18 protein-coding genes are annotated in these 23,408 nt (G+C 66.3%); 16 read left to right on the top strand and 2 right to left on the bottom strand.

Annotated elements, in window-relative coordinates; translation table 11 throughout:
- The first annotated feature begins 73 nt into the window (after window positions 1–73).
- The 9 genes from H4O11_RS00405 to H4O11_RS00365 all read left to right on the top strand — a co-directional run bounded on the left by H4O11_RS00405 (window position 74) and on the right by H4O11_RS00365 (window position 11,253).
- Window positions 74–2,830 (top strand): TonB-dependent receptor, encoded by a 2,757-nt coding sequence (locus tag H4O11_RS00405; RefSeq protein WP_182337452.1) that lies wholly within the window; start codon window positions 74–76, stop codon window positions 2,828–2,830.
- 99 nt (window positions 2,831–2,929) lie between these two features.
- Entirely contained in the window at window positions 2,930–3,646 is a 717-nt protein-coding gene (locus H4O11_RS19475; RefSeq protein ID WP_182337451.1) for an FCD domain-containing protein, read from the top strand.
- Between the two features lie 10 nt (window positions 3,647–3,656).
- Complete coding sequence (locus H4O11_RS00395; protein ID WP_182337450.1) at window positions 3,657–4,292, top strand: 2-dehydro-3-deoxy-6-phosphogalactonate aldolase; 636 nt, start codon at window positions 3,657–3,659, stop codon at window positions 4,290–4,292.
- Window positions 4,289–5,437, top strand: a complete 1,149-nt coding sequence (dgoD, locus tag H4O11_RS00390; protein ID WP_182337449.1) for a galactonate dehydratase — start codon at window positions 4,289–4,291, stop codon at window positions 5,435–5,437. The genes H4O11_RS00395 and dgoD overlap by 4 nt, the downstream gene beginning before the upstream one ends.
- A gap of 5 nt (window positions 5,438–5,442) precedes the next feature.
- Window positions 5,443–6,231: an SDR family NAD(P)-dependent oxidoreductase gene (locus tag H4O11_RS00385; protein WP_182337448.1), complete on the top strand. Its 789-nt coding sequence runs from the start codon at window positions 5,443–5,445 to the stop codon at window positions 6,229–6,231.
- Window positions 6,228–7,130, top strand: coding sequence for an SMP-30/gluconolactonase/LRE family protein (locus H4O11_RS00380; RefSeq protein ID WP_182337447.1), 903 nt, complete (start codon window positions 6,228–6,230; stop codon window positions 7,128–7,130). Before H4O11_RS00385 ends, H4O11_RS00380 begins: the two co-directional genes overlap by 4 nt.
- Window positions 7,131–7,157: 27 nt before the next feature.
- Window positions 7,158–8,717, top strand: a complete 1,560-nt coding sequence (locus H4O11_RS00375) for a sodium/sugar symporter (protein ID WP_182337446.1) — start codon at window positions 7,158–7,160, stop codon at window positions 8,715–8,717.
- A 5-nt stretch (window positions 8,718–8,722) separates the two neighbouring features.
- A complete protein-coding gene (locus H4O11_RS00370) occupies window positions 8,723–8,872 on the top strand; it encodes a hypothetical protein (protein WP_182337445.1) in 150 nt (49 codons plus the stop codon).
- 98 nt (window positions 8,873–8,970) lie between these two features.
- Window positions 8,971–11,253, top strand: coding sequence for a glycoside hydrolase family 3 N-terminal domain-containing protein (locus tag H4O11_RS00365; protein ID WP_182337444.1), 2,283 nt, complete (start codon window positions 8,971–8,973; stop codon window positions 11,251–11,253).
- Between the two features lie 19 nt (window positions 11,254–11,272).
- Here the strand turns inward: H4O11_RS00365 and H4O11_RS00360 are convergent, their stop codons facing one another.
- Window positions 11,273–12,202 (bottom strand): hypothetical protein, encoded by a 930-nt coding sequence (locus H4O11_RS00360; protein WP_182337443.1) that lies wholly within the window; start codon window positions 12,200–12,202, stop codon window positions 11,273–11,275.
- 200 nt (window positions 12,203–12,402) lie between these two features.
- Here H4O11_RS00360 and H4O11_RS00355 point away from each other — a divergent pair, with 200 nt between their 5' ends.
- The 7 genes from H4O11_RS00355 to H4O11_RS00325 all read left to right on the top strand — a co-directional run bounded on the left by H4O11_RS00355 (window position 12,403) and on the right by H4O11_RS00325 (window position 21,828).
- Window positions 12,403–12,996 (top strand): sigma-70 family RNA polymerase sigma factor, encoded by a 594-nt coding sequence (locus tag H4O11_RS00355; protein WP_182337442.1) that lies wholly within the window; start codon window positions 12,403–12,405, stop codon window positions 12,994–12,996.
- Window positions 12,993–13,889: a FecR family protein gene (locus tag H4O11_RS00350; RefSeq protein WP_182337441.1), complete on the top strand. Its 897-nt coding sequence runs from the start codon at window positions 12,993–12,995 to the stop codon at window positions 13,887–13,889. The genes H4O11_RS00355 and H4O11_RS00350 overlap by 4 nt, the downstream gene beginning before the upstream one ends.
- A gap of 85 nt (window positions 13,890–13,974) precedes the next feature.
- Window positions 13,975–15,162, top strand: coding sequence for a hypothetical protein (locus H4O11_RS00345; protein ID WP_246333199.1), 1,188 nt, complete (start codon window positions 13,975–13,977; stop codon window positions 15,160–15,162).
- Window positions 15,163–15,226: 64 nt separating this feature from the next.
- Window positions 15,227–18,274 (top strand): TonB-dependent receptor, encoded by a 3,048-nt coding sequence (locus H4O11_RS00340; RefSeq protein ID WP_182337440.1) that lies wholly within the window; start codon window positions 15,227–15,229, stop codon window positions 18,272–18,274.
- 14 nt (window positions 18,275–18,288) lie between these two features.
- On the top strand, window positions 18,289–19,932 hold the full coding sequence (locus tag H4O11_RS00335; RefSeq protein WP_182337439.1) for an alkaline phosphatase D family protein: 1,644 nt from the start codon (window positions 18,289–18,291) through the stop codon (window positions 19,930–19,932).
- Between the two features lie 136 nt (window positions 19,933–20,068).
- Window positions 20,069–21,028 carry a cation diffusion facilitator family transporter gene (locus H4O11_RS00330; RefSeq protein WP_182338364.1) on the top strand — a complete coding sequence of 320 codons (960 nt, stop codon included), beginning with the start codon at window positions 20,069–20,071 and terminating at the stop codon, window positions 21,026–21,028.
- Window positions 21,029–21,129: 101 nt separating this feature from the next.
- On the top strand, window positions 21,130–21,828 hold the full coding sequence (locus H4O11_RS00325; RefSeq protein WP_182337438.1) for a response regulator transcription factor: 699 nt from the start codon (window positions 21,130–21,132) through the stop codon (window positions 21,826–21,828).
- On the opposite strand, the gene H4O11_RS00320 is transcribed toward H4O11_RS00325, so the two are convergent.
- The gene (locus H4O11_RS00320) at window positions 21,775–23,187 is read right to left on the bottom strand and encodes a sensor histidine kinase (protein ID WP_182337437.1); all 1,413 of its coding nucleotides are present in this window, start codon (window positions 23,185–23,187) and stop codon (window positions 21,775–21,777) included. The genes H4O11_RS00325 and H4O11_RS00320 overlap by 54 nt on opposite strands.
- Between the last annotated feature and the right edge of the window lie 221 nt (window positions 23,188–23,408).

Here is a 23,408-nt window from a genome sequence, read left to right as displayed (position 1 = left end):
CTGCACCCCGCCGCCACCCGGCGGCAGGGATTCCACTGCCTGAGCCCTCTTTCCGGAATCCGGAGAAACCGCCATGAACCCTCGCTCACCTCGTTCCCTGCTGTCCCTGGCGATCCTGTCCGCGCTGGCCGTGCCATCCCTGGCCCTGGCCCAGGACGGCGACGCCGCGCAGGTGCAATCGCCGCCGGCCGCCCAGGCCTCGCCGCAACAATCCACAGCCACCGACCTGGACACGGTGACGGTGACCGCACTGAGGCGAAGCCTGCAGACCGCCCAGACGATCAAGCAGGAAGCGGACATGGTGGTGGATTCCATCGTTGCCGAAGACATCGGCAAGCTGCCCGACAACAGTGTCGCCGATGCGCTGCAACGCATTACCGGCGTCCAGGTCTCGCAAGGCGCGCAGGGCGAGACCACCGGCGTGGTAATCCGCGGCCTGCCCAACCTGATCACCACCCTCAACGGCCGCGAGATCTTCAGCAGTTCCGGCCGCGGCTATGCTTTCCAGAACCTGCCGGCTACCGCGATCAAGACCCTCAGCGTGTACAAGAGCAGCGAGGCAAGCCTGCCGCTGGGTGGCATCGCTGGCCTGGTGGACATCGAACTGCGCCGTCCGCTCGACTTCGACGGCGCGGAGATCGCCGGCACGGTGACCGGCACCCACAGCAAATACGGCGGCGATGTCGATCCCAACGTGAGCCTGCTGCTCAGCAACCGCTGGGATACCGATGCGGGACAGTTCGGTGCACTGGTGAACTTCGGCTACGTAGGCAAGAAGTACGCCTATGACGCGGTATGGGGCGACTTCCCGAAGGTGCTGAACGGCGAAGATGGCCAGCCCATGCGCACCGAGGCAGGCGACCTGATCGCTGCCCCGAACGGCTGGGGTACCAACTACGCCCATGGTGACCGCGATCGCAGTGCGTTCAACTATGCCTTGCAGTGGAAGCCCAACGAAAGCACCGAGGTCTACCTGGAAGGGCTGTACGACTGGCTGCGCGATGACTACGACCAGGCCTTTCTCTTCAGCTTCCCGGTCGGTGAAGTGCCACCTACCCAGCTCGGCGTCGGCAGCAACTGCTATCCCAACCGGCTGGAAGGCCCGCTGGCTGGCCAGACCATCTGCGATGCCACCAGCGGCAGCTGGACCGGCGACACCTACGCCGCCAGCAGCACGCAGGCGCACAAGCAGCGCGGCCAGGACATCCAGAATGCCCTCGGCCTGAAGTGGCGTGGCGAGCAGTTGCAGTTGTCGACCGAGTTGTCGCGCACTTCGGGCTACTACCGCGATGAAAATTTCATCATCGACACCTTCCTGTCCGGGCCGATCACCACGATCTGGGATGGCACCTCGGGCAAGCACCAGAACTGGCACCTGGCTGGCAATCCGGCCAGCGATCCATCGCGCCACTACCTCAACGGCCTGTTCCAGACCTGGGGCGAGTCCAGGGGCGAGGAAAACAGCTGGCGCGGTGACGGGCGATTCGAGTTCCTGGACGGCCCGATCGCCAACCTGCAGTTCGGCCTGCGTTACGCCGACCGCACCGCCAGTGCCAAGGGCAGCGTGGAGATCAACACCCCACCGCCAGGCGGCGCAGGCACCGGCAACATCACCGCTTCGCCCAACCCTGCCAACCAGGTCATCGGGCTGTTCCCGGCTTCCAGCTTCTTCTGCAGCAAGCGCGGCAACGCGGCATTGAACCAATCGTTCCTGGCGCCCTGCTACGACTACCTGATCGACAATGCCGACGCCCTGCGCGCGTATTACGGCCTGCCCGACGGGCTGGCAGCGGAAAATCCCGGCCGCTTCTTCAACATCGAAGAGCGCAAGGCTGCCGGTTACCTGCAGGCCAAGTACGATTTCGACCTGTTCGGCCTGCGTGCCGATGGCCTGGTCGGGGTACGCATGGAGAAGATCAAGCGCGAACTCGACGCATTCTCCTTCGACGCCAGCACCGGCGTGTACAGCGCGATCACGCGGAAGACCGAAGATACCAACACCTTGCCGAACGCGAGCCTGAACCTGCATTTCAACGACGCCTGGCAGTTGCGGCTGATGGCGGCCAAGACCCTCAGCTACCCGGACTTCGGGGCGCTCAACCCGTCGATCTCGCTCAATCCCGGCACCGTCAACCGCGCTGGCGTGGCCAGCAGCGGCAATCCGGACCTGAGCCCGATCAAGTCGACCAACTACGATGCCTCGCTGGAGTGGTACTTCTCGCCGGTGGGCTATGCCAGCGCCGGCGTGTTCTACCGCGACATCGACGGCTACATCCAGAACTACATCACCAACGTGGACATCGCCGGCGAGACATACGAACTGTCCTCGCCGCAGAGCGCAGGCAGCGGCCACCTGCAGGGCGTGGAACTGGCCTACCAGCAGACCTTCGACTTCCTGCCCGGCGCATGGGCCGGCCTGGGCGCACAGCTGAACTACACCTACATCGAAGGCGATACACGCTCGCCAGAGTTCATCGGTGGCCCGGTCATTTCCCGCCCGCTGCAGAACGTTTCGAAGAACAACTACAACGCGGTGCTGTTCTACGAGAACTTCGGCCTGTCCGCACGCCTGGCCTATGGCTACCGCAGCCGCTACATCGACTTCTTCACCCAGCCCACCGTGGCCGGCACGGAAGACCAGGTGGAACCGGCCAGCTCGCTGGACTTCTCCGTCAGCTACGACGCCACGCCACGCACCACGGTCGTGTTCTCGGCCACCAACCTGCTGGGCAACAACCTGCATCAGTACTGGGGCAGCGGCAACACGCGGCCGCGTGACATCCGCTTCCAGGACAAGACCGTCGGCATCGGCCTGCGGTTCAAGCTGTGACGCTGGGAGCTTCGTCCATGCCTTCAGTCGTGCTATATCCCTTTTGTCGGATAATACGAGTGACCGCATCACGCGGTCCACGCAGCCCAAGGGGATCCAGTGAAGCAGATCGCGGTACGCACCCTCCACGACCAGGTAACCCAGCAGATCGGGAAGATGATCGTCAGCGGCGAGATCCAGCCCGGCGACCTGCTGCCACGCGAGGAGCTGCTGGCGCAGACGCTGGCGGTGAGCAGGACCGCCCTGCGCGAGGGATTGAAGGTACTCGGATCCAAGGGGCTGATCGAAACCCGGCAGAAGACCGGTACCCGGGTACGCGAGCCGCGCTACTGGAACCAGCTCGATGCGGACATCCTGGCCTGGCGGTGCGCTTCGATGCCGACCGAGGATTTCGTGGAGAAGCTGGTGGAGATGCGCGAGATCATCGAGCCGGCCGCGGCAGCGTCCGCGGCACGGCGGCGCTCGCCCGAACAACTGGCGAGGATCAAGGCCGCCTACCAGGCGATGGCCGATGCCGACGACCAGGCCGCCTGGGCCAAGGCCGACCTGGACTTCCACGAATGCGTGCTGGACGCCACCAACAACGAACTGGTGGGGTCGCTGTTCTCGGTCATCGATGCAGCCCTGGGCGCCTTCTTCCTGCTGTCCGCGCAGACCGCCGCGGACTTCAAGTACTCGCTGCCACGGCATTTCGACGTCTACGATGCAATCCGGCTGAAGCGGCCGGAGGCAGCGCGCGCGGCCATGCTTGGCATGATTGTCGACTCCCGCGCCAACATCAAGGGACGAGGGCGCTCCCGCAAGTCCACCCGCTGAGGAAATCCGCATGAGTACCGCCTGGATGCAGCCCCTCCCCCTGGTTGCGATCCTGCGCGGGCTTACCCCGCAGGAAGCGCCCGCGATCGGCGCGGCCTTGTTCGACGCCGGCTTCCGCATCCTGGAAGTGCCGCTCAACTCGCCACGGCCGCTGGAAAGCATCGCCCTGCTGGCCAAGGCACTGGGCGACCGCTGCCTGGTCGGTGCCGGGACGGTGCTCACCCCGCGCGCGGTGCAGGAAGTAGCCGACGCAGGCGGACGCCTGATCGTGATGCCGCATGCCGACACCGAGGTGATCGCCACGGCACACGCCATGGGCCTGCGCTGTACACCGGGCGTGGCAACCCTTACCGAAGCGTTTGCCGCCCTGCGCGCCGGTGCCGACGCGCTGAAGCTGTTTCCCGCCGAGCAGTTGCCACCGCCGGTGCTGAAGGCGTGGCTCAGCGTGCTGCCGAAGGGCACCGGGGTGCTTCCGGTGGGTGGCATCACGCCGGAGCGCATGGCCGCCTACCGTGAGGTTGGCGCAGCCGGTTTCGGCATCGGCTCGGCACTCTATGCACCCGGCACATCTGCAGATGAGGTCGCGCGACGTGCGCGCGCCTTCGTCGACGCATGGAACGACACGAACACGGACCCCCACGCATGAAGATCACCGCAATCACCACCTTCCTCGTTCCACCACGCTGGCTGTTCGTCCGCATCGATACGGATGCGGGCATCAGTGGCTGGGGCGAGCCCATCGTGGAGGGTCGCGCGCACACCGTGGCCGCCGCCGTGGAGGAGCTGTCCGATTACCTCATCGGCAAGGATCCGCGCCACATCGAGGACCACTGGAACGTGCTGTACCGCGGCGGCTTCTACCGTGGCGGCCCCATCCTGATGAGCGCACTGGCCGGCATCGACCAGGCGCTGTGGGACATCCATGGCAAGGCCCTCGGGGTACCGGTGCATGCGCTGCTGGGCGGGCCGGTACGCGACCGGATCCGGGTGTACTCCTGGATCGGTGGCGATCGCCCGGCCGATACCGCGCGTGCGGCGAAGGAAGCGGTGGCGCGCGGCTTCACCGCGGTCAAGATGAATGCCACCGAGGAAGTGCAGTTCGTCGATTCGCATACCAAGGTCACCCACGTACTGGAGAACGTACAGGCGGTGCGCGACGCGGTGGGCCGTGAAATCGGCCTGGCGGTGGACTTCCATGGCCGCGTGCACAAACCGATGGCCAAGGTACTGATGCGCGAACTTGAACCATTCGGGCTGATGTTCATCGAAGAACCGGTGCTGTCCGAGCACCTGGAAGCCATTCCGGAGCTGGCGGCGCTGTCGCCCGCACCGATCGCGCTCGGCGAACGCCTGTACTCGCGCTTCGATTTCAAGCGCGTGCTGCAGACCGGCGGCGTGGACATCATCCAGCCCGACCCCTCCCACTCGGGCGGCATCACCGAAACCCGGAAGATCGCCGCGATGGCCGAGGCCTACGACGTCGCGCTGGCGCTGCATTGCCCGCTTGGCCCGATCGCACTGGCTGCCAACCTGCAGCTGGATGCAGTCTGCTACAACGCCTTCATCCAGGAGCAGAGCCTGGGCATCCACTACAACGCCACCAACGACCTGCTTGATTACCTGGTCGATCGCGCACCGTTCGACTACAAGGACGGCTACGTGGCGATCCCGGACGGACCAGGACTGGGCATCGAGATCAACCAGGCCTACGTGGACGAGCGCGCGGCCGAAGGCCATCGCTGGCGCAACCCGATCTGGCGGCATGCCGATGGCAGCGTGGCCGAATGGTGAGCGCGATGACCGATCACACGTCTTCCCCGCACGCCGGCATGGCGCGCTATCCCAGCCTCTCCGGGCGCACGGTGCTGGTTTCCGGTGGCGCCACCGGCATCGGTGCCGGTTTCGTCGAGCATTTCGCCCAGCAGGGCGCGCGCGTTGCCTTCCTGGACATCGATGATGCGGGCGCGCAGGTGTTGCTGGATGGCCTCGGCCCGGTCGACCACCGGCCCGTCTACCTGCATTGCGACGTGACCGACCTGGATGCGCTGCGTACCGCCATCGCCGAAGCACGCGCGCAGGTCGGCCCGTTCTCGGTGCTGGTCAACAATGCTGCCAGCGACCACCGCCATGCATTCGCCGACACCACCGCGGCGGATTTCGAACGCAACATGGCGGTGAACCTGCGCCACCAGTACTTCGCCATCCAGGCGGTGGCCGCAGACATGCGCACGCTCGGTGGCGGATCGGTGATCTGCCTGGGCTCCACCGGCTGGATGATCAAGAACAGCGGCTACCCGATGTACGCCATGGCCAAGTCCGCTGTGCACGGCCTGGTCAACGGGCTGGCACGCGAGCTGGGCCGCGACCACATCCGCATCAACGCGCTGGTGCCCGGCTGGGTCATTACCGAGAAGCAGAAGCGGCTGTGGCTGGATGCGGAAGGCGAAGCGGAACTGCGGCGCGCCCAATGCCTGCCCGGCTACCTGCAGGCCGACGACCTGGCCCGCGCCGCGTTGTTCCTCGCCGCCGACGACAGCCGCATGTGCACCGGCCAGGAATTCATCATTGATGGTGGCTGGGTGTGAGCGCGCGCGCGACCCTCGCCGTGCCCGCCGGCAACCAACTGGGCGAAGGCGTGTTGTGGTGCGTGCGCGAGCAGGCGCTGTACTGGACCGACATCGCTGCCGCGCAGTTGTGGCGCCACCACCCTGCGGAGGGAACGACCCGGCGCTGGCCGATGCCCGAACGCCTGGCCGCCATCGCCCTGTGCGAAGCCGAAGGCTGGCTGCTGCTGGCGCTGGCATCGCGGCTGGCGTTCTTCCATCCGGGGCGCAACGAACTGCGTGAGCTGCATCGCATCGACACCTCGGCCGGCACCCGCGCCAACGATGGCGCCTGCGACCGCCAGGGCCGCTTCGTGTTCGGCATGCTGCACGAGCCGGCACAGGGACCGAAGCAGGCCGTGGGCCGGTTCCACCGGCTGCATGCGGATCTCTCGCTGGAGACGCTGCCCCTGCCTCCCGCCGCCATCGCCAACGGCATCGCCTTCAGCCCTGACGGCAGCACGATGTATTTCTGCGATTCACAGCAGAAGGTGCTGCAGCGCTGCGACTACGGCAACACGCTCGGCCCCGCAATGCCCTTTGCCGACCTGCGCGGCGAAGACGGAGAGCCCGATGGCAGCGCCGTGGATGCTGAAGGGGGAGTCTGGAACGCACGCTGGGGAGCCACACGCGTAGTGCGCTACCTGCCCGACGGCCGTGAGGATATCCACCTGTCCACCCCGACCACGCAGCCGACCCGCCCGGCGTTCGGGGGCCCCGGATTGACCACGCTGTTCGTCACCAGCGCGCACGACGGCATGGACGCCGCCACGCGCACGCACGATCCCCATGCCGGCGACCTGTTCGCCTTCGTGCCCGGCGTCGCCGGGCTCCCCGAACCCCGGTTTGCCGGCAACCCCGATGCCTTGCCGCCTCGCTGACACCGCGCACCACCCTGCGGAGAATCCATGAGCCTTTCCACCCTCGACATCAGCATCGTGCTGGCCTACCTGGCCGGCATCTTCATCCTCGCCCAATGGGTATCGCGCGAGAAGGCCGGCCACCAGAAATCGGCAGAAGACTACTTCCTGGCCGGTCGTGCCCTGCCCTGGTGGGCCATCGGCGCCTCGCTGATCGCAGCCAACATCTCGGCCGAACAGATCATCGGCATGTCCGGCTCGGGCTATGCCATCGGCCTGGCCATCGCCTCCTACGAATGGATGGCCGCACTCACCCTGCTGATCGTCGGCAAATGGTTCCTGCCGATCTTTCTGCGCAACGGCATCAACACGATGCCGCAGTTCCTGGAAGAGCGTTACGGCAACCGCATCCGCACGCTGATGGCGGTGTTCTGGCTGGGCCTGTACGTATTCGTCAACCTGACCTCCATCCTGTGGCTGGGCTCGATCGCCGTGGCCCAAGTCACCGGCATGGACCAGAACCTGGCGTTGATGCTGCTCGGTGCGTTCGCACTGGCCTACCAGCTGTACGGCGGACTGAAGGCGGTGGCGCTGACCGACATCGTGCAGGTCTCGCTGCTGGTGCTGGGCGGACTGATGGTCACGGCGATCACGCTGGGCCAGATCGGCCAGGGCAGCGTGGTCGACGGCTTCACCACGCTGTGGCAGCAGCATCCGGAAAAGTTCGAGATGATCCTGGACAGGGACAACCCGTTCTACAAGGACCTGCCGGGTCTGTCGGTGCTGCTGGGCGGCATGTGGATCGCCAACCTCAGCTACTGGGGATTCAACCAGTACATCATCCAGCGCGCGCTGGCGGCAAAGAACCTGCGCGAAGCACAGAAGGGCGTGGTATTCGCAGCGTTCCTGAAGCTGTTGATCCCGGTCATCGTGGTCCTGCCCGGCATCGCGGCGGTGGTGCTGGCACCGCAGCTGGATCGCCCGGACGAGGCTTACCCGACCATGCTGCGGCTGCTGCCCAGCGGTGTCCTGGGCCTGGTATTCGCTGCGCTGGTGGCGGCCATCGTCGCGTCGCTGGCCTCCAAGATCAACTCGGTGGCGACCATCTTCACCCTGGACTTCTACGCAAAACGCGCGCCGGAGGCATCGCAGGCCAAGCTGGTGCGGGTGGGCCGGATCGCCGCGGCGATCTCCATCGTGATCGCCGTGCTGACCGCGCGCCCGCTGCTGGGAGGCTTCGACCAGGGCTTCCAGTACATCCAGGAATTCACCGGCTTCTTTACCCCGGGCATCGTGGTCATCTTCCTGCTCGGCCTGTTCTGGAAGCGCGCCAACGAAGCCGGCGCCCTGTCGGCGGCGATCGGTTCATTCGTGCTGTCGCTGGTGCTGAAGCTGGCGTGGCCAGAGCTGCCCTTCATGGATCGCATCGGCCTGGTATTCCTGCTGGCATTGGTGCTGGGGGTCGGCGTGGCGCTGGTGACTACCGCCAGTGGTGCCCGCGACCGCATCCGCACCGACGACGTCGGCTATGCCACCGCGCCGTCCTTCAACGTAGCGTCGCTGGCCGTGCTGGCCATCCTCGTGGCCCTGTACGCAACCTACTGGTGATTGCCATGCCCCGGATCCGCGCCCGATTGTCGCAACGGATTTCCCGCGACGGCGGGCGCGGCCGGGGGCCGGCCGTGATTGAAATCGGGCCAAAGGAAATCGGCGTCATCAACAGCGTCGACGGCAGCGTGCAGATCCGCCTCGGCAGCTACTGACGCAGGATTCGTCCCTGGGTTGTCCGCCAGGGGCACCAACCGCCTGTGCTAGCCTCTTCCATGCAGCACCTGTCACGTCCCACGCGGAGGCCACTGCATTGCCCTTCCTCAGCACCCGTCGCAACCTGCTGCTCGGTAGCGGCTCCCTGGCCCTGTTGTCCCAGGTCCCTTCCGGCTGGGCGCTGCCGCGCAGCGACGCATCAACGCCAGCCTTCATCGACCAGTTGATCGGGCGCATGACAGTGGAGGAGAAAGCGGGCCAGCTCACCCTGCTCGGCTCGGTTGCTGCCAGCGCGGCCGCCATCGCCGCCAACCCCGGCATGCGCCAGCCAGCGGTCGCCCTGCAACTGGAGGCGGCACGCGCTGGCCAGCTGACGGGCGTATTCAACGGCTCCGATGTCCGCTGGCACCGGCAACTGCAGGACGCCGCCATGCAGAGCCGGCTGAAGATTCCGCTGCTGTTCGCTGCGGACGTCATCCATGGCTTCAGCACCGTATTTCCGGTTCCGCTGGCGGAGTCGGCCAGCTTCGAGCCGGCGCTGGCACGCCGTACGGCGCGCGCCGCCGCACGCGAGGCCAGCGCCGTCGGCATCGATTGGACCTTTGCGCCCATGGTCGATGTGGCGCGCGATGCGCGTTGGGGACGCGCCGTCGAAGGCGCTGGCGAGGACGTGCTGCTCGGCCGGCGCATGGCCGAAGCACGCGTGCAGGGCTTCCAGGGCGAAGGGCTTTCGCACCCCGACGCACTGGCCGCCTGCCCCAAGCACTTCGCTGCATACGGTGCCGCCGAAGCAGGCCTGGATTACAACACGGTCGACGTCTCCGAACGCACGCTTCGCGAGGTCTACTTCCCGCCGTTCCAGTCCGCCTTCGACGCCGGCGCGGTGACCACCATGGCAGCATTCAACGAGCTGTCCGGCATCCCCGCCACCGGCAACGCCTGGCTGTTCGACGACGTGCTGCGCGGGCAATGGAAGTACCAGGGATTGGTCGTCAGTGATTACACCGGCGACCGCGAACTGATCGCCCATGGCTTCGCCAGCGATGAGCGTGATGCCACGCGCAAGGCCTTCCTGGCCGGCGTGGACATCAGCATGCAGAGCGGGCTGTACCTGCGTTGGCTGCCAAGCTTGGTCGCCAGTGGTGACGTGCCGATGGCCAGGCTGGATGAATCGGTCCGCAGGGTGCTGCGTTTCAAGGCCGCGCTGGGCCTGTTCGATGCCCCCTACCAGCGCATCCGGCCCAGGCGCGCACAGGCCCGCCAACGGCTTCCGGAAACGCTGCAACTGGCACGTGACGCAGCGCGTCGGTCGGTGGTGATGTTGAAGAATGACAATGCCCTGCTCCCCCTGGCACGGCAGGGGCGACGCATCGCGCTGATCGGCCCGATGGCGCGCGACACGGCCAACATCCATGGTCCGTGGACGCTGTTCGGCGGCGACGACAGCGGCAGCGACCTGGCCAGCGCCATGCGTGCGGCGATGGGCGACCCGGACGCACTGCAGGTAGTCGACGGCAGCGGCTTCGACAGCGACCTTCCCGGCGGCATCGAAGAGGCGGTGCAGGCCGCCAGCGCGGCCGACGTGGTGGTCCTGGCGATCGGCGAACCGCGCAGTTTTTCCGGCGAAGCCCAGTCGCGCACGGACATCGTCATTCCCGCCGCACAGCAACGCCTGTCCGATGCGGTGGCTGCCACCGGAACCCCGCGGGTGGTATTGCTCAGCAACGGGCGCGCGTTGGCACTGCAGGGGACGGTACGCGATGCAACAGCGATCCTGGTGACCTGGTTCCTGGGTTCACAGTCCGGCCCGGCGCTGGCGGACCTGCTGTTCGGGCAGGCAAGCCCGTCCGGGCGCCTGCCGGTCAGCTTCCCGCGGGCACCAGGCCAGGTGCCCTGGTACTACGCACACAAGCCCACCGGCCGGCCCGATCCACAGCCCGCGGAGCTGCGCGCCTACACGACGCATTACCGGGACATCCCCAACGCTTCGCTGTATCCGTTCGGACATGGCCTCACCTATGGCCGCATCGACTACGACGGACTGGACATCGGCAATGCCCGCCTCGATGCCACCGGCGTATTGACGGTCCGTGCGCGCATCCACAACCGCGGCACGCATGCAGCAGAAGAAGTCGTGCAGCTTTACATCCGTGACCGCGTCGCCAGCATCACCCGACCGGTCCGCGAACTGAAGGATTTCCGCAAGGTCGCGGTGGCTCCAGGCGACAGCACCGATGTGGAGTTCACCCTGCGCCGCCAGGACCTGCTGTTCTTCGGCAGCGCGCTTGCCGCCACGGTGGAACCGGGCACGTTCGACCTGTGGGTAGCGCCCTCGGCCGAAGCCGAGGGATTGCACGCCACGTTCGAGCTGCTGGGCTGACACGAGCAGCCGGGGAGGCTCAGGGCGGCAGCCCCACCGCTGCACGGAAGTCCTGCATGTGCGCCCTCAGCCTGGCATCGGACATCCTGCGCAGGCGGCGAGGCATCTGGTAGACGAACTGCTCGATCCCGTCCAGGAAATCAATCAAGGGAAAGAACATCTGCTGGAGCTGCGCAAAACCGTGCGGCGCACTGAAATCCTGGCGCGGGTCGAATGCAAGATAGTAGTTCAGCACCACCCGCTTCTCCCCCTCCAGGACGTGCACCGCAATGGCGATGGTCGAAGCGGACTTGCCGCTGCCTTTCATCGCACTGACCAGGCCGAGCAGGGCGCCGGAAAAGAATCCGACCGGCTGGACATCCCAGCAGCTGCCCGCAACGATGATGTCGCCATCGATAGCCAGCGAAAGCCCCAACAGGTCACTGCAGGACACATCGAAAAGCACGACATGGCCATCTTCCTCCAGCGAATGGCTGATCTGCTCGGCCCGTCCCTGGCCCGGCTGCACGCGAGGCGGAAGGAAGTACTTCCCCGCATTGGCGACCTGGGCATCGTGGAACTCGGCGATCGCCTTTTTCCGCTTGGCCGCCACATCCTGTGCCACGTCCGGGACGAAGCGGATCGCCGGGACCAGGGCATCGCCGATCATGCCGTAGACAAGCCGCTCCTTGCCCAGCGAAAGCGACATGTAATAAATCGACTCCGCATTGATCAGCGTCCGGGCATCGGGATAGTCACGGGCCAACGCGCTCTTTGCTTTCGCCCGCAATCCCGCCTTGATATCGCCGGACCATTTCAGGCAGGCATCGTACTCGGCCCGCGTGCGCAGCTCATCCGCCTTCTCGCCGTCCAGGGCAGCGCCCAGCAATCTCGTCAACACTAGGGGACCCCCGTCCTGGCAAACAGCGCCCCATGCTAGATAGAGCGATCCCGACGAGGTATCAGGCATCTACCACTTCACCAGCGCAACGAACCATTCCATACGTGACGCATATCGGCGTAGAGGGTCCGCCTCGCGTAACCGTCCCGTAGCATCCATGGGGCAGCCTGACGTCTTTTGACCCGCGCAGCCGAGGACGCCACGTGCCGCCCCCTTCCAAGCCATCGCCACGGGCCACGGACACGACACCACTGGACATCGCCGCCTGGGTGGCGCGCGCGATCCTTCCGCACGAGGGCATCGTCCGCAACTGGCTGGCACGCCGCTGGGGCCGTACGCTGGATGTGGACGATGTCCTGCAGGAAGCCTATTGCCGCCTCAGCGAGCTGGATTCAGTAGCGCACATCCAGAATGGACGGGCCTACTTCTTCGCTACCGCCCGCGCCGTGGCCATCGACATGACGCGTGCGGCCAAGGTGGTGAACGTGCGGAACCTGACGGAAATCGACTGGGAAGACGTCATGGATGAGGGCGCCCAGCCGGATCGGGTCGCGGAAGCAGGACAAGCGCTGCTGCAGTTGGATGAGCTGCTGTCCCGGCTTTCATGGACCGGACGGCAGGTGATCGAGTTGCGGCGCATCCATGGTTTGTCGCAGGCCGAAACCGCCCATCGGCTCGGCGTCACCGAGAACGTGGTCGAAAACCATATCGTGCGCGGCCTGCGCAGCCTGCTGAAGGCGATCGAAGAACAGGCCGCGCCAACACAACGCAAGGGTGAACCGGGTTGGACTCCGACCACAGCAACAATCAAAGGGACGAACAGGCTGCACACTGGGCGGCGCAGGCCGCGTTCGGGCGGATGAGCGATGCCGACCGGGCAGCGCTGGACGCCTGGCTGGCCCTGGATCGACGAAACCGAGGTGCCTACCTGCGCGCGCAGGCGGCCCTGCTGGCCCTGGAAGACGCCGTACACCGGGGCTCCAGCACGGTGGTATCCGGCAACGACAGCGACTACGGCGCGCAACACGCGCGACCTCGCCGCCGCCGGCTGCCGCGTCCACTGGCATGGGTGGCCTGCATGGCGCTGGCGGCAGGGCTTGCGGCCATGCTGCTCCGCGATGCACCGCGCGCGCCCGCAGGCATCGCCGCTGCAGCACGCACGCTGGAACTGCGGGATGGTTCAGTACTGACCCTGGCCGCCGACAGCGACGTGCGCGTGGACATCGATGGCCGGCAGCGCCGCGTCACCCTGCTCAAGGGCCATGCCACCTTCAAGGTGGCCAAGGATGCATCACGCCCGTTCGTGGTCGCCTCGGGCCAGGTTTTCGCACAGGCCACCGGGACGGTGTACTCGGTCCGTCGCGTCGGCGAACGCGGCGCCGCCGTGGAAGTGAGCGAAGGCAGCGTGCTGGTCTGGTCGGGTAATGAACGCGACCAGGCCGTGCTGTTGCGCGCAGGTGGCAGCCTTACCCTCGCGCCGGGCACCTCATCGGGCGCGCCGTCGCTGCCGGATCCGGATGTGGCGCAGATCGCCTTCGACAACGAACCGCTGCACGCTGCCATCTCTCGCTTCAACCGTGTCAACCAGGTGCAGATCGAGGTCCGCGACACGCAACTGGGCAAAACACGCATCGTCGGCCTGTTCCGCGCCAACGACCCGGAGCAGTTCGCCCAGGCCGCCGCGTTGCTGGCAGGTGCTCAAGTGGAGCGGCACGGTGACGTACTGCTCATTACCCCGCGCGACAAAGGCATGTAACAAAAATTTAATCACTCCGGCGTGACGGAACCCGTGTACGCGCGCGTCCTGATAGCAGACACCACCTGCGCAGGCGCCAGACCCCATGCGACCGCTCCACGTCCGACTGATTGCCCTGTATTGCCTGGTGCTCGCCACCGGCAATGCCATCGGCTCTTCCAACGCCGTGCCGCCGTTGGCCGCGACCGGCAACGCCACGGCCATCGCCCCGCCGGAACTGCCCATCCGCATGGAGGCTGGCCCCTGGAATGCGGGCCACGTGCAGGGCATCGCCGTGGATCGCCAACGCGGACACGTGTACTACTCGTTCACGCGGCTGTTGGCCAAGTACGATTTCGATGGCCGCCTGCTGGCCACGCTGGACGGCTGGCACGGGCACTTCGGCGACCTGGATTTCAATCCGGACGATGGTCGCCTGTATGGCTCGCTGGAATATGGCGATGCCCAGGCGTTCTACATCGCGGTGGTCGACACCACCCGCATGGACCGCGTCGGCATGGATGCCTCCGCACCCGGCGTGCTGTCCACCGTGCTGCTGCCGGAGGTCGGGCAGGACTTCTCCGCCGACCTGGACGGCGATGGGCAGGCCACTCCCGGCGCGCACAGCGCCGACCATCGCTATGGCAGTTCCGGCATCGACGGGGTTGCCTTCGGTCCAGCCTTCGGCCGCACTGACGGCCCGCGGCTGCTGACCGTGGCCTACGGCATCTACGCCAACAACGACCGCAGCGACAACGACCACCAGGTGCTGCTGCAGTACGACATCGGCCAATGGGCCTCGCTGGCCCGCCCGCTGGACGAAACAGCGCTGCACCACAGTGCCGCCGGCGCGCCGCATGGCAAGTACTTCGTGCGTACCGGCAACACCACCTACGGCGTGCAGAACCTCGCCTACGACACGCACGGCCAGCGTTGGCTGCTGGGCACCTACAAGGGCCGCAAGCCGACCTTCCCCAACTACACGCTGTTTGCCGTGGAGGCGCATGCGCAACCGCGGCGTGGCGATCTGGTCGGCGTGCAGGCACGCGACCAGCCGGGCTGGGAGCAAGGCCTGCTGCTTCCCCTGGCCGACATCGGGCTGCAGGACCCGGCCAGCGGCATCCGCGGCTGGCACCAGAAAGCCGACGTCGGCCTGCAGCCACTGGGCGATGGCCTGTTCTACCTGGCCACCAACCTGCGCCGCGGCAACCTGCACTCAGCACGCGTGGACCTGGTGCGCTGGACCGGCGCTGCCGACGCCCCGTTCGCCGCGGTTGGCGAACCCGTGCCCTGAGCGCCGCCATCCCGTATCGCGCCCCGTTCCCACCACTCCATCTCCACCGTCACCGGAAACCACCATGAACCACCCCATCCGTTCGGCGCTTGCCTGCGCCGTGGTCATCGCGCTGTCCCTCCCATCACAGCTCCATGCACAGCAGGTTGATGCAAGCGCGCAAGCGCAGCAGGCCGGCTTCGTGCGCGGCCGCGTGCTCAATACCGCGACCGGTGATTACGTGCGCAATGCGGAGATCCGCATCGAGGGCAGCCGCCTGTCCACCTGGTCCGAAGATGGCGGCGCGTTCCGCCTGGCCGGCGTGCCGGCCGGCCGGGTGGTGCTGGTCGCACGCTACGCCGGCATGCAGGAAGCCCGGATCGAAACCACGGTGACCCCGGGCCAGGCCACCACCGTCGATTTCGCACTGGCGGCCACCTCGCCAGGCAGCGCGTCCACCGATGCCACCACCCTGGACACGATGCAGGTCACCGCCGAGCAGGTAGGCCTGGACGCCATTGCCATCATGGAACGCCGTGCGGCGATGAACGCCAAGAATGTCGTGCCGGCCGACACCTACGGCGCACTGACCATGGGCGACGTGGGCGAGTTCATGAAGTCGATGCCGGGCCTGTCGCTGGACTACACCGAAGTGGACGCCACCGCGGTACGCATCGGCGGCCTGGATCCGAAGTACGCGACATTCACCCTGGACGGCGCGCGCATGGCCACGGCCACGTCGAACAACAACTCCGGCCGGCAGAACTCGTTCGAGCAGATGTCGGTGACCGGCATCGAGGCGATCGAGCTCAACAACACGCTCACCGCCAGCATGGATGCCGACGCGCCGGCGGGCAACATCAACCTGCGCAGCAAGTACGCCTTCGACCGTACCCAGCGCGACATCGTGTTCCAGCTCGGCGGCGTGGCCACCTCCGATTCGACCTTCTTCTCGCGCCGCTACCTCCCGGATGACCGCAAGCATTCCACCGTCTACCCTTCCGGCCAGTTCGGCTACGGCGACGTGTTCCTGGATGGCCGCTTCGGCGTGGCCCTCAACGCCAGCTACAACGCCAACTACGTGCAGCAGGAGCGCATCCAGACCGACTGGGCCTACTACCCAGATGGCCGCGTGCTGCCTTACCGGCTGATGTGGCGGCCGGGCCCGAAGATGACCAGCCGGACCGCCGTCAACCTCAGCACCGACTTCCGCATCACCGATGACTGGACGCTGTCGCTGCGCAGCGCCTATTCGATGTACGACGTGGAGTACTTCAACCAGTACACCTATCTCTACCTGGGCACGCCCACCACGTCCTGGGCCACCCCGGACTCCACCCCCACCCACCTGGAGGTCAACCCCGGCACGCTCACCGGCGGCAGCGGCCCGCGCCTGCGCACCGAGTACTCGCACCGCTACGCCGGCACGCCGACCCTGACCCTGGCGCCGAAGCTGGAGTTCAAGGGCGAATCGATGGACGTCACCCTGCGCGGCACCTGGTCCAGTTCGGAGTTCAACTTCCGCGACAGCGACGAGGGTTTCTTCCAGCGCACCGACAGTTGGCTGACCCGCATCGGCTTCACCGCCGACCGCGCCTCGGAAGATTCCACCGCGTGGTACCTGAAGCAGACCGCCGGCCGCGACTGGGGTAACCCGGCCAACTTCAACCTGGATGACGACATCGGCAACAACGTGCGCAACAACCAGTCCAACGCCAAGAACCGCCAGTACGGTTTCAACGCGGACCTGAAGAAGGAACTGGAAATCGGCCAGCAACCGTTCACCCTGATGGCCGGCCTCGGCACCCGCCGCAACGAGTGGGAGACCGACGAAAGCCATTACCAGCAGTACCAGTACGTTGGCCCCAACGGCGACCTCAGCCAGCGCGACCCCGCCGCCGTGATTCCGTGGACCGAGGATTACCAGTTCGGCTTCCTCAACCTGGACTCCGGCAACATCAATTCGCTGGGCTGGCGTGCCGACGACAACTACGCCATGTACGAACTGTACAAGGCACACCCGGACTGGTTCGTGGCCGACACGGTGGGCAACCTCAAGCGCGTGTTCGACAACAACAAGCGCATCGAGGAAACCGTCAACGCCGCCTACATCGAAGGCCAGACACGCTGGGGCAATGCCCGCTTCGACCTGGGCCTGCGCATGGAACGGACCGAGACCGAAGCGCGCACCGCGGTGATCCGACCTGCCAGCGAGGTCACCGCTGCCGGCTACTCCACCAGCACCGTCGAAGGGCTCTGTTACCAGTACCACTGCGTGGATGGCAGGCCGACCTATGCCACGCGCAAGGGCCGCTACGATGACTTTTTCCTCAGCGGTGGCATGAAGTACGACTTCAGCGAACGACTGGTCGGCCAACTCGCCTTCAGCCAGTCCATCCTGCGACCGGACTACGGCAACCTCGGCGGCGTGGTCAGCATCAACGAGGACAGTGGCATCGTCACCGTGCCCAACTCCGAACTCAAGCCCGAACACTCGGTGAAGTACTTCGCCGGCCTGCAGTACTACCTGGCGCCTGCCGGCGTGGTCGGCGCGTCGTACTACCGCCTCGACATCGAGGACATGCAGGCCACCGGCTTCACCGTCAATCCGGAAGACGTGGGCTTCGGCCCTGACGAGTATCCCGGCTACCAGTTCGTCAGCGCCGGCAACATACCGGGCACCAGCACCAACGATGGGCTGATCCTGGAATACAGCCAGCAGTTGACGTTCCTGCCGGGCGCGCTGAAGGGCCTGAGCCTGCGCGGCTCGTTCACGCGCATCAATCCGGACGGACCGCGGGTGAACCTGCCGGAACAGGTAGCCAACTGGGGCCTGGGCTACAAGTACGGCCGCTTCGACCTGCAGGTCAACGGCAACTACCAGGACAGCTACCGCATCAGTGCGCTGTCCAACACCACCACCACGCCCGACAACGGCATCCTGTACCGGGCCTCGCGCGAGATGTGGAACGTCAGCCTGAGCTACAAGCTGTCGGAGAACTTCGACCTGCAGATCGCCGGCCGCAACATCTTCGACGCGCCGGACATCGTGTACTCCAACATCCGCAGCCGCGTACGCATGTACGACAAGTATGGCTCGATGTGGAGCTTCGGCATCAAGGGCCGCTTCTGAGAAGGGATGACGCCATGACCATCGACATCGAACGCCGCCGGCTCATCGTGGGCGGCACCCTGGGACTGGGCGCGCTGTTGTTGCCCGGCGGACGAAGCCTTGCTGCCGACCTGCTGTCGGCGCGGGGTTTCAGCCACAACGTCGCCAGCGGCGAACCCGCCGCCGACGCCATGCTGCTGTGGACACGTTACGTGCCGGCCGTGGGCACCGACGAGGTGCTGCTGCGCGCGGAAGTCGCGCTGGACAGTGACTTCGCGCGCGTGGTCGCCGGCGGCAGCGTGCACACCGGCGCATGGCGCGACTGGACGGCCAAGCTCAGCGTGGATGGCCTGCAGCCGGGCACCACCTACTGGTATCGCTTCATTGCGCCCGATGGCACGCCTTCGCCGACCGGACGCACGCGCACGCTGCCGGCCGGACCGGTGCCGCGCTTCGGCCTGGCGGTGTTTTCCTGTTCCAACCTGCCCATGGGTTGGTTCAATGCGTACGCCCATGCCGCTGCGCGCGAGGACCTGGACCTGTGGCTGCATGTCGGCGACTACGTCTACGAATACGGCATCGCCTCCTATCCCGCAGACGATCGCATTGCAGGGCGCGAGGCGATGCCCGCGCATGACCACGAGATGGTATCGCTGGCCGATTACCGCCTGCGGCTGGCCTGTTACCGGGCCGACCCGGACCTGCAGCGCCTGCACCAGATGGCCCCGATGGTGGCGCTGTGGGACGACCATGAAAGCGCCAACGACAGCTGGGAGGGCGGAGCGCAGAATCACCAGCCCGCCAGCGAGGGCGACTGGGGCCCGCGCCGTGCGGCGGCGATGCAGGCCTATCGCGAGTGGATGCCGGTATCCGAGGAACCCTGGAAGGCCTATGCCATCGGCGAACTGGCCACGCTCTACCGCACCGAATCACGCCTGCTGGCACGCACCCGCCCAGCCTACCCTGCGCTGCAGGCAGCCCACGCCGCCAGCGACCCGGATGCCGCGTTGCGCGCCTTTCGCGATGGCGCATGGCAGGACCCGGGGGCAACCATGCTGGGTTCGGTACAGGAGCAATGGCTGGCCGCCGAATTCGCCCGCAACGGACGCCAGGGCGCATGGCAGCTGGTCGGCATGGGAACGATCCTGGGACGCACCCTGATGCCGGAACAGACCCTGGACTGGGTGTCTCCGCAGGCCGGAGCGAAGGTACTGGACAAGTTCCGCCGCGATGTCCGCGGGTCGCGCCAGGGCGTGCCGATGTGGATGGATCGCTGGGACGGCTATCCGGCCGCGCGTGCGCGCCTGTTGCGCTCTGCACAGCAGGCCGATGCGGAGCTGGTGATGCTGTCTGGCGACAGCCACAACGCCTGGGCCTACTCGCTGTTGGAGGACGGAACACCTGCCGGCGTGGAATTCGCCGGGCACAGCGTGACCTCGCATGGCATCGAGAAGAGCATGGGGGTCGATCCGAAACAAGTCGCGCGCGCCTTCATCGAGACCAATCCGGAACTGGACTGGGCCGACACCAGCCAGCGCGGCTACATGATGATCGACGTGCGTCCCGACCAGGTCACCGGCGAATGGGTGTTCCTGCAAGGGATCAAGCAGCGCAGCACGGCCGTGGCCGGAAGCCACCGGATGGCCGTGGCACGCGGCCAGCGCCGCTTCAGCCGGTAAGGCGCGATCGCAATGGCCGGGACGTGCCCGGCCATTGCGGCACCGATGCGCGCCGGTGGCCTGCCTGCTGCGCCGTGCACGCAGCCAAGACAGCCACCTGCCGATGATGGGCCTCCCCACCCTGCCAGCCCACGCCATGGCCAAGCCGTCCGGCTCCCGTCTCGTCGTCTATGCCGCTCTGGTCGGCAACCTGTGCATCGCGGTGGCCAAGTTCTTCGCGGCCTGGCTTTCAGGCAGCTCGGCGATGCTCAGCGAAGGCGTGCATTCGCTGGTGGACACGCTCAATGAAGTCCTGCTGCTGTATGGGCTGCATCGCGCCGACCGCAAGCCCGACATCACCCACCCGTTCGGCTATGGGCGCGAGCTGTACTTCTGGAGTTTCATCGTGGCGCTGCTGGTGTTTGCCGCAGGCGCCGGCGTGTCGGCTTACGAGGGCATCCAGCACATCCGCCATCCCGAACCGGCCACCAACCATCTGCTGAGCTACGGGGTGCTGGGCGTCTCCATCCTGTTCGAGGGCACGTCCTGGTGGATCGCGCTGCGCGAATTCCGGGCCACCAAGGGGCCGCTGGGCTACTTCGAGGCCTTCCGCCGCAGCAAGGACCCCTCCACCTTCACCGTGCTGCTGGAGGACAGCGCCGCGCTGCTGGGCCTGGGCTTCGCCATTGCTGGACTGGCGGCGGCGCAACTGCTGGACATGCCGGTGCTCGACGGCGTCGCTTCGCTGTGCATCGCCGCCGTGCTGGCATTGACCGCGTTCCTGCTGGCGCGGGAAACCAAGGGCCTGCTGGTGGGTGAGTCAGCGCACCCACACGTGGCACGACGGATCCTGGCCGTGGCCAATACCGATGCCGACCTGCGCAATGCCAACGGCGTGACCACCATGCAGATGGGCCCCAACCAGGTGCTGGCCATGCTCAGCGCCGAGTTCGAAGACGATTGCACCACGCCCAGGATCGAAGCCTGCATCACCCGTATCGAAGAAGCAGTCAAGCGCGAGTATCCCGAGTTGACGGCGCTGTACATCAAGCCGCAGGCGCCTGAAGTCTTCCTGGCTCGGCGGGCCATGCTGGCCAATCCGGACCCGCAGGCCTGAGCGATGGCACGCCTCCACGCAGCCCTGCCGTGGACCCCGTTGCCTTGCCGTGTTACATCATGGTTACCATCCGGTTTCCAGAAGCAAGCGACAGCACCGCAATGTCCCCTGCCGAAGCGCTACTCAACATCGTCGTGCTGGAAGACGACCTTATGCTTCGCGAGCGTGTCCTGCTCCCGCGCCTGGCTGATTACGGGTTCAAGGCGGTGGGCATGGAGACGGCCGCCGGACTGTTCGCCTCCCTCCAGGCAGGCCTGCCTGACATCATCGTGCTGGATGTGGGGCTACCGGACATCGATGGCTATGAAGTCACCCGGCAGCTGCGCTCGCGCCATCCCGAGCTGGGTATCGTGCTGCTGACCGCACGCAGCGAAACGCCTGATCGCGTGCGCGGCCTCAGCCAAGGGGCCGACGCCTACCTGTCCAAACCGGTGGAAATCGAGCTTCTGGCCGCCACGTTGCACAGCCTGGCAAGGCGCCTGCGCGGGAAATGGCAGTCCGCGCCAGCTGCCTGGCACCTGGACGCGCAGGGCTGGAACCTGGTCGCGCCATCCGGCGGCAACGTCGCCTTGACCAAGGCCGAGCGCCGCCTGATGGCCCGCCTGGTCACTGCGGGCGGCGAGGCCGTGGGACGCGAGGAGCTGATGGCCTCGCTTTCAAGCAACGTCCACGACTTCGATCCACATCGGCTGGAGACGCTGGTCTATCGGCTCCGCCGCAAGGTCGAACAGGGCTGTGGCATGCCGCTACCGCTGGCTGCCGTCCACGGCGAAGGCTACGTGCTTACTTCCTTCGGTTGACCTGGCTTCCAGACCCTGCGCATCGGGGTCCTGCAGCGGCAGGCGCAGGTGCAGCGTGGTGCCCTGTCCGGGCGCGCTCTGGATATCGATGACCCCGTTCGCGGTGCGCATCAGGCCATGGATCACCGCCAGGCCCAGCCCGGTACCCTGCCCTGCCGGCTTGGTGCTGAAGAAGGGCTCGAAGGCCTGCGAAAGCACGTGCGCGTTCATGCCGACGCCGCTGTCGCGCAGACACAGGTCCACCGACGCGCCGTCGGCGGCAGGCGATGCGGCCACTTCGAAAACACCTCCCTCCGGCATCGCATCACGCGCGTTGGAGGCGATGTTGAGCAGCATCAGGTCGAACTGGTCGCGGTCCAGGTATACCGGCATGGGCACGTTGGCGCAGTCCAGTTTCAGGCGCACCTGTGGGCCGAAACTCTGCCGCAGCATCGGCATCAGTTCAGTCACCGCGACCCCGGCGTCGAAGCGCTCGGGCCGTGACACGTCGGGTCGCGCAAAACTGAGCAACCGGCGCGTCAGCGACATGCCGCGCCGCGCCGCGGCATCCACGCCTTCCAACGCGAATGCCAGCGCTCGCGCGTTCTCCGCACTGCTGTAATCCGGATCGTCCAGCCGATGGCGTTCGGAGGCGAAGCCGGTCATCAGGTTGAGGATGTTGTCGAAGTCATGCGCCACGCCACTTGCCAGGCGACCGGTGGCCTCCAGCTTCTGCGATTGCACGAGCTGCGCCTGCGTGCGCTCGCGCTCGGCCATTTCTTCCTGCAGTCGTTGCCCGCGCAACTCCGATTCGGCCAGGCTGCGGCGCAGCGCAGTGATGCACAGATCGATCACCACGGCCACCACCATGTAGCTCATGGCGAACGACACGATCAACGAAATGATCTGCACCCCGCCGCCCAGCCGTGCAGTGCCACCGTTGATCTCGTTGATGCCACCGGCGCAGGAAATCAGCAGCAGCAGCGTGAATACCGTCCACAGCGCGCGCCGGCCCAGGAACAAACCGCTCACCACCAGGCACAGCATCTGCGAGGTCTGGTCGCGCAGCAACCCGAAATGCCAGGTCGCCATGCTCATGGTCGCCAGCATCGAAACGCTGAAAAGCACCACAGACAAACGGAACGATCCGCGACGGATCAGGGCGATGAGCACGAAGCCAAACAGCGCCGCGGCGTTGTCCACCACCATCACCCAGAGGGTGCCGGTACTCACCATGCCCAGCGACGCGTGCAGCCACCAGTTCAACGGCACGGTAATGCCCAGGAACAGCAGCAGTGCCTGCATGGCAACGGCATTGCGTCGCTCGACGGGATCGATGATCGGCACACGTTGGAACCACTGTGAAAGACGCTTGAGCATGGACGGGTAGCGCCTCGTCAGGCAAATCGGTGAGAAGTGGTGAGGACTCACGAAAAAGTGAGCGTGACAAGCCACACGACTGAAGTCTAGTGTCGTTTTTGCACCGCGTCGAAGCCCGCAGGGGATGGCGGCATGACCCGGGGCTTTCTGTATCTGCTACTGCCCGACCGGAATCGCACGCGATCCTCTGGTGACCGTGCCATGTCCGGCTGACCCCGTCC

The organism is Stenotrophomonas tumulicola (assembly GCF_014117215.1).
Taxonomy (GTDB): Bacteria; Pseudomonadota; Gammaproteobacteria; order Xanthomonadales; family Xanthomonadaceae; genus Stenotrophomonas; species Stenotrophomonas tumulicola.
Note: the sequence above shows the minus strand (reverse complement) of the source record. Positions and strands in the feature narration are given on the sequence as shown.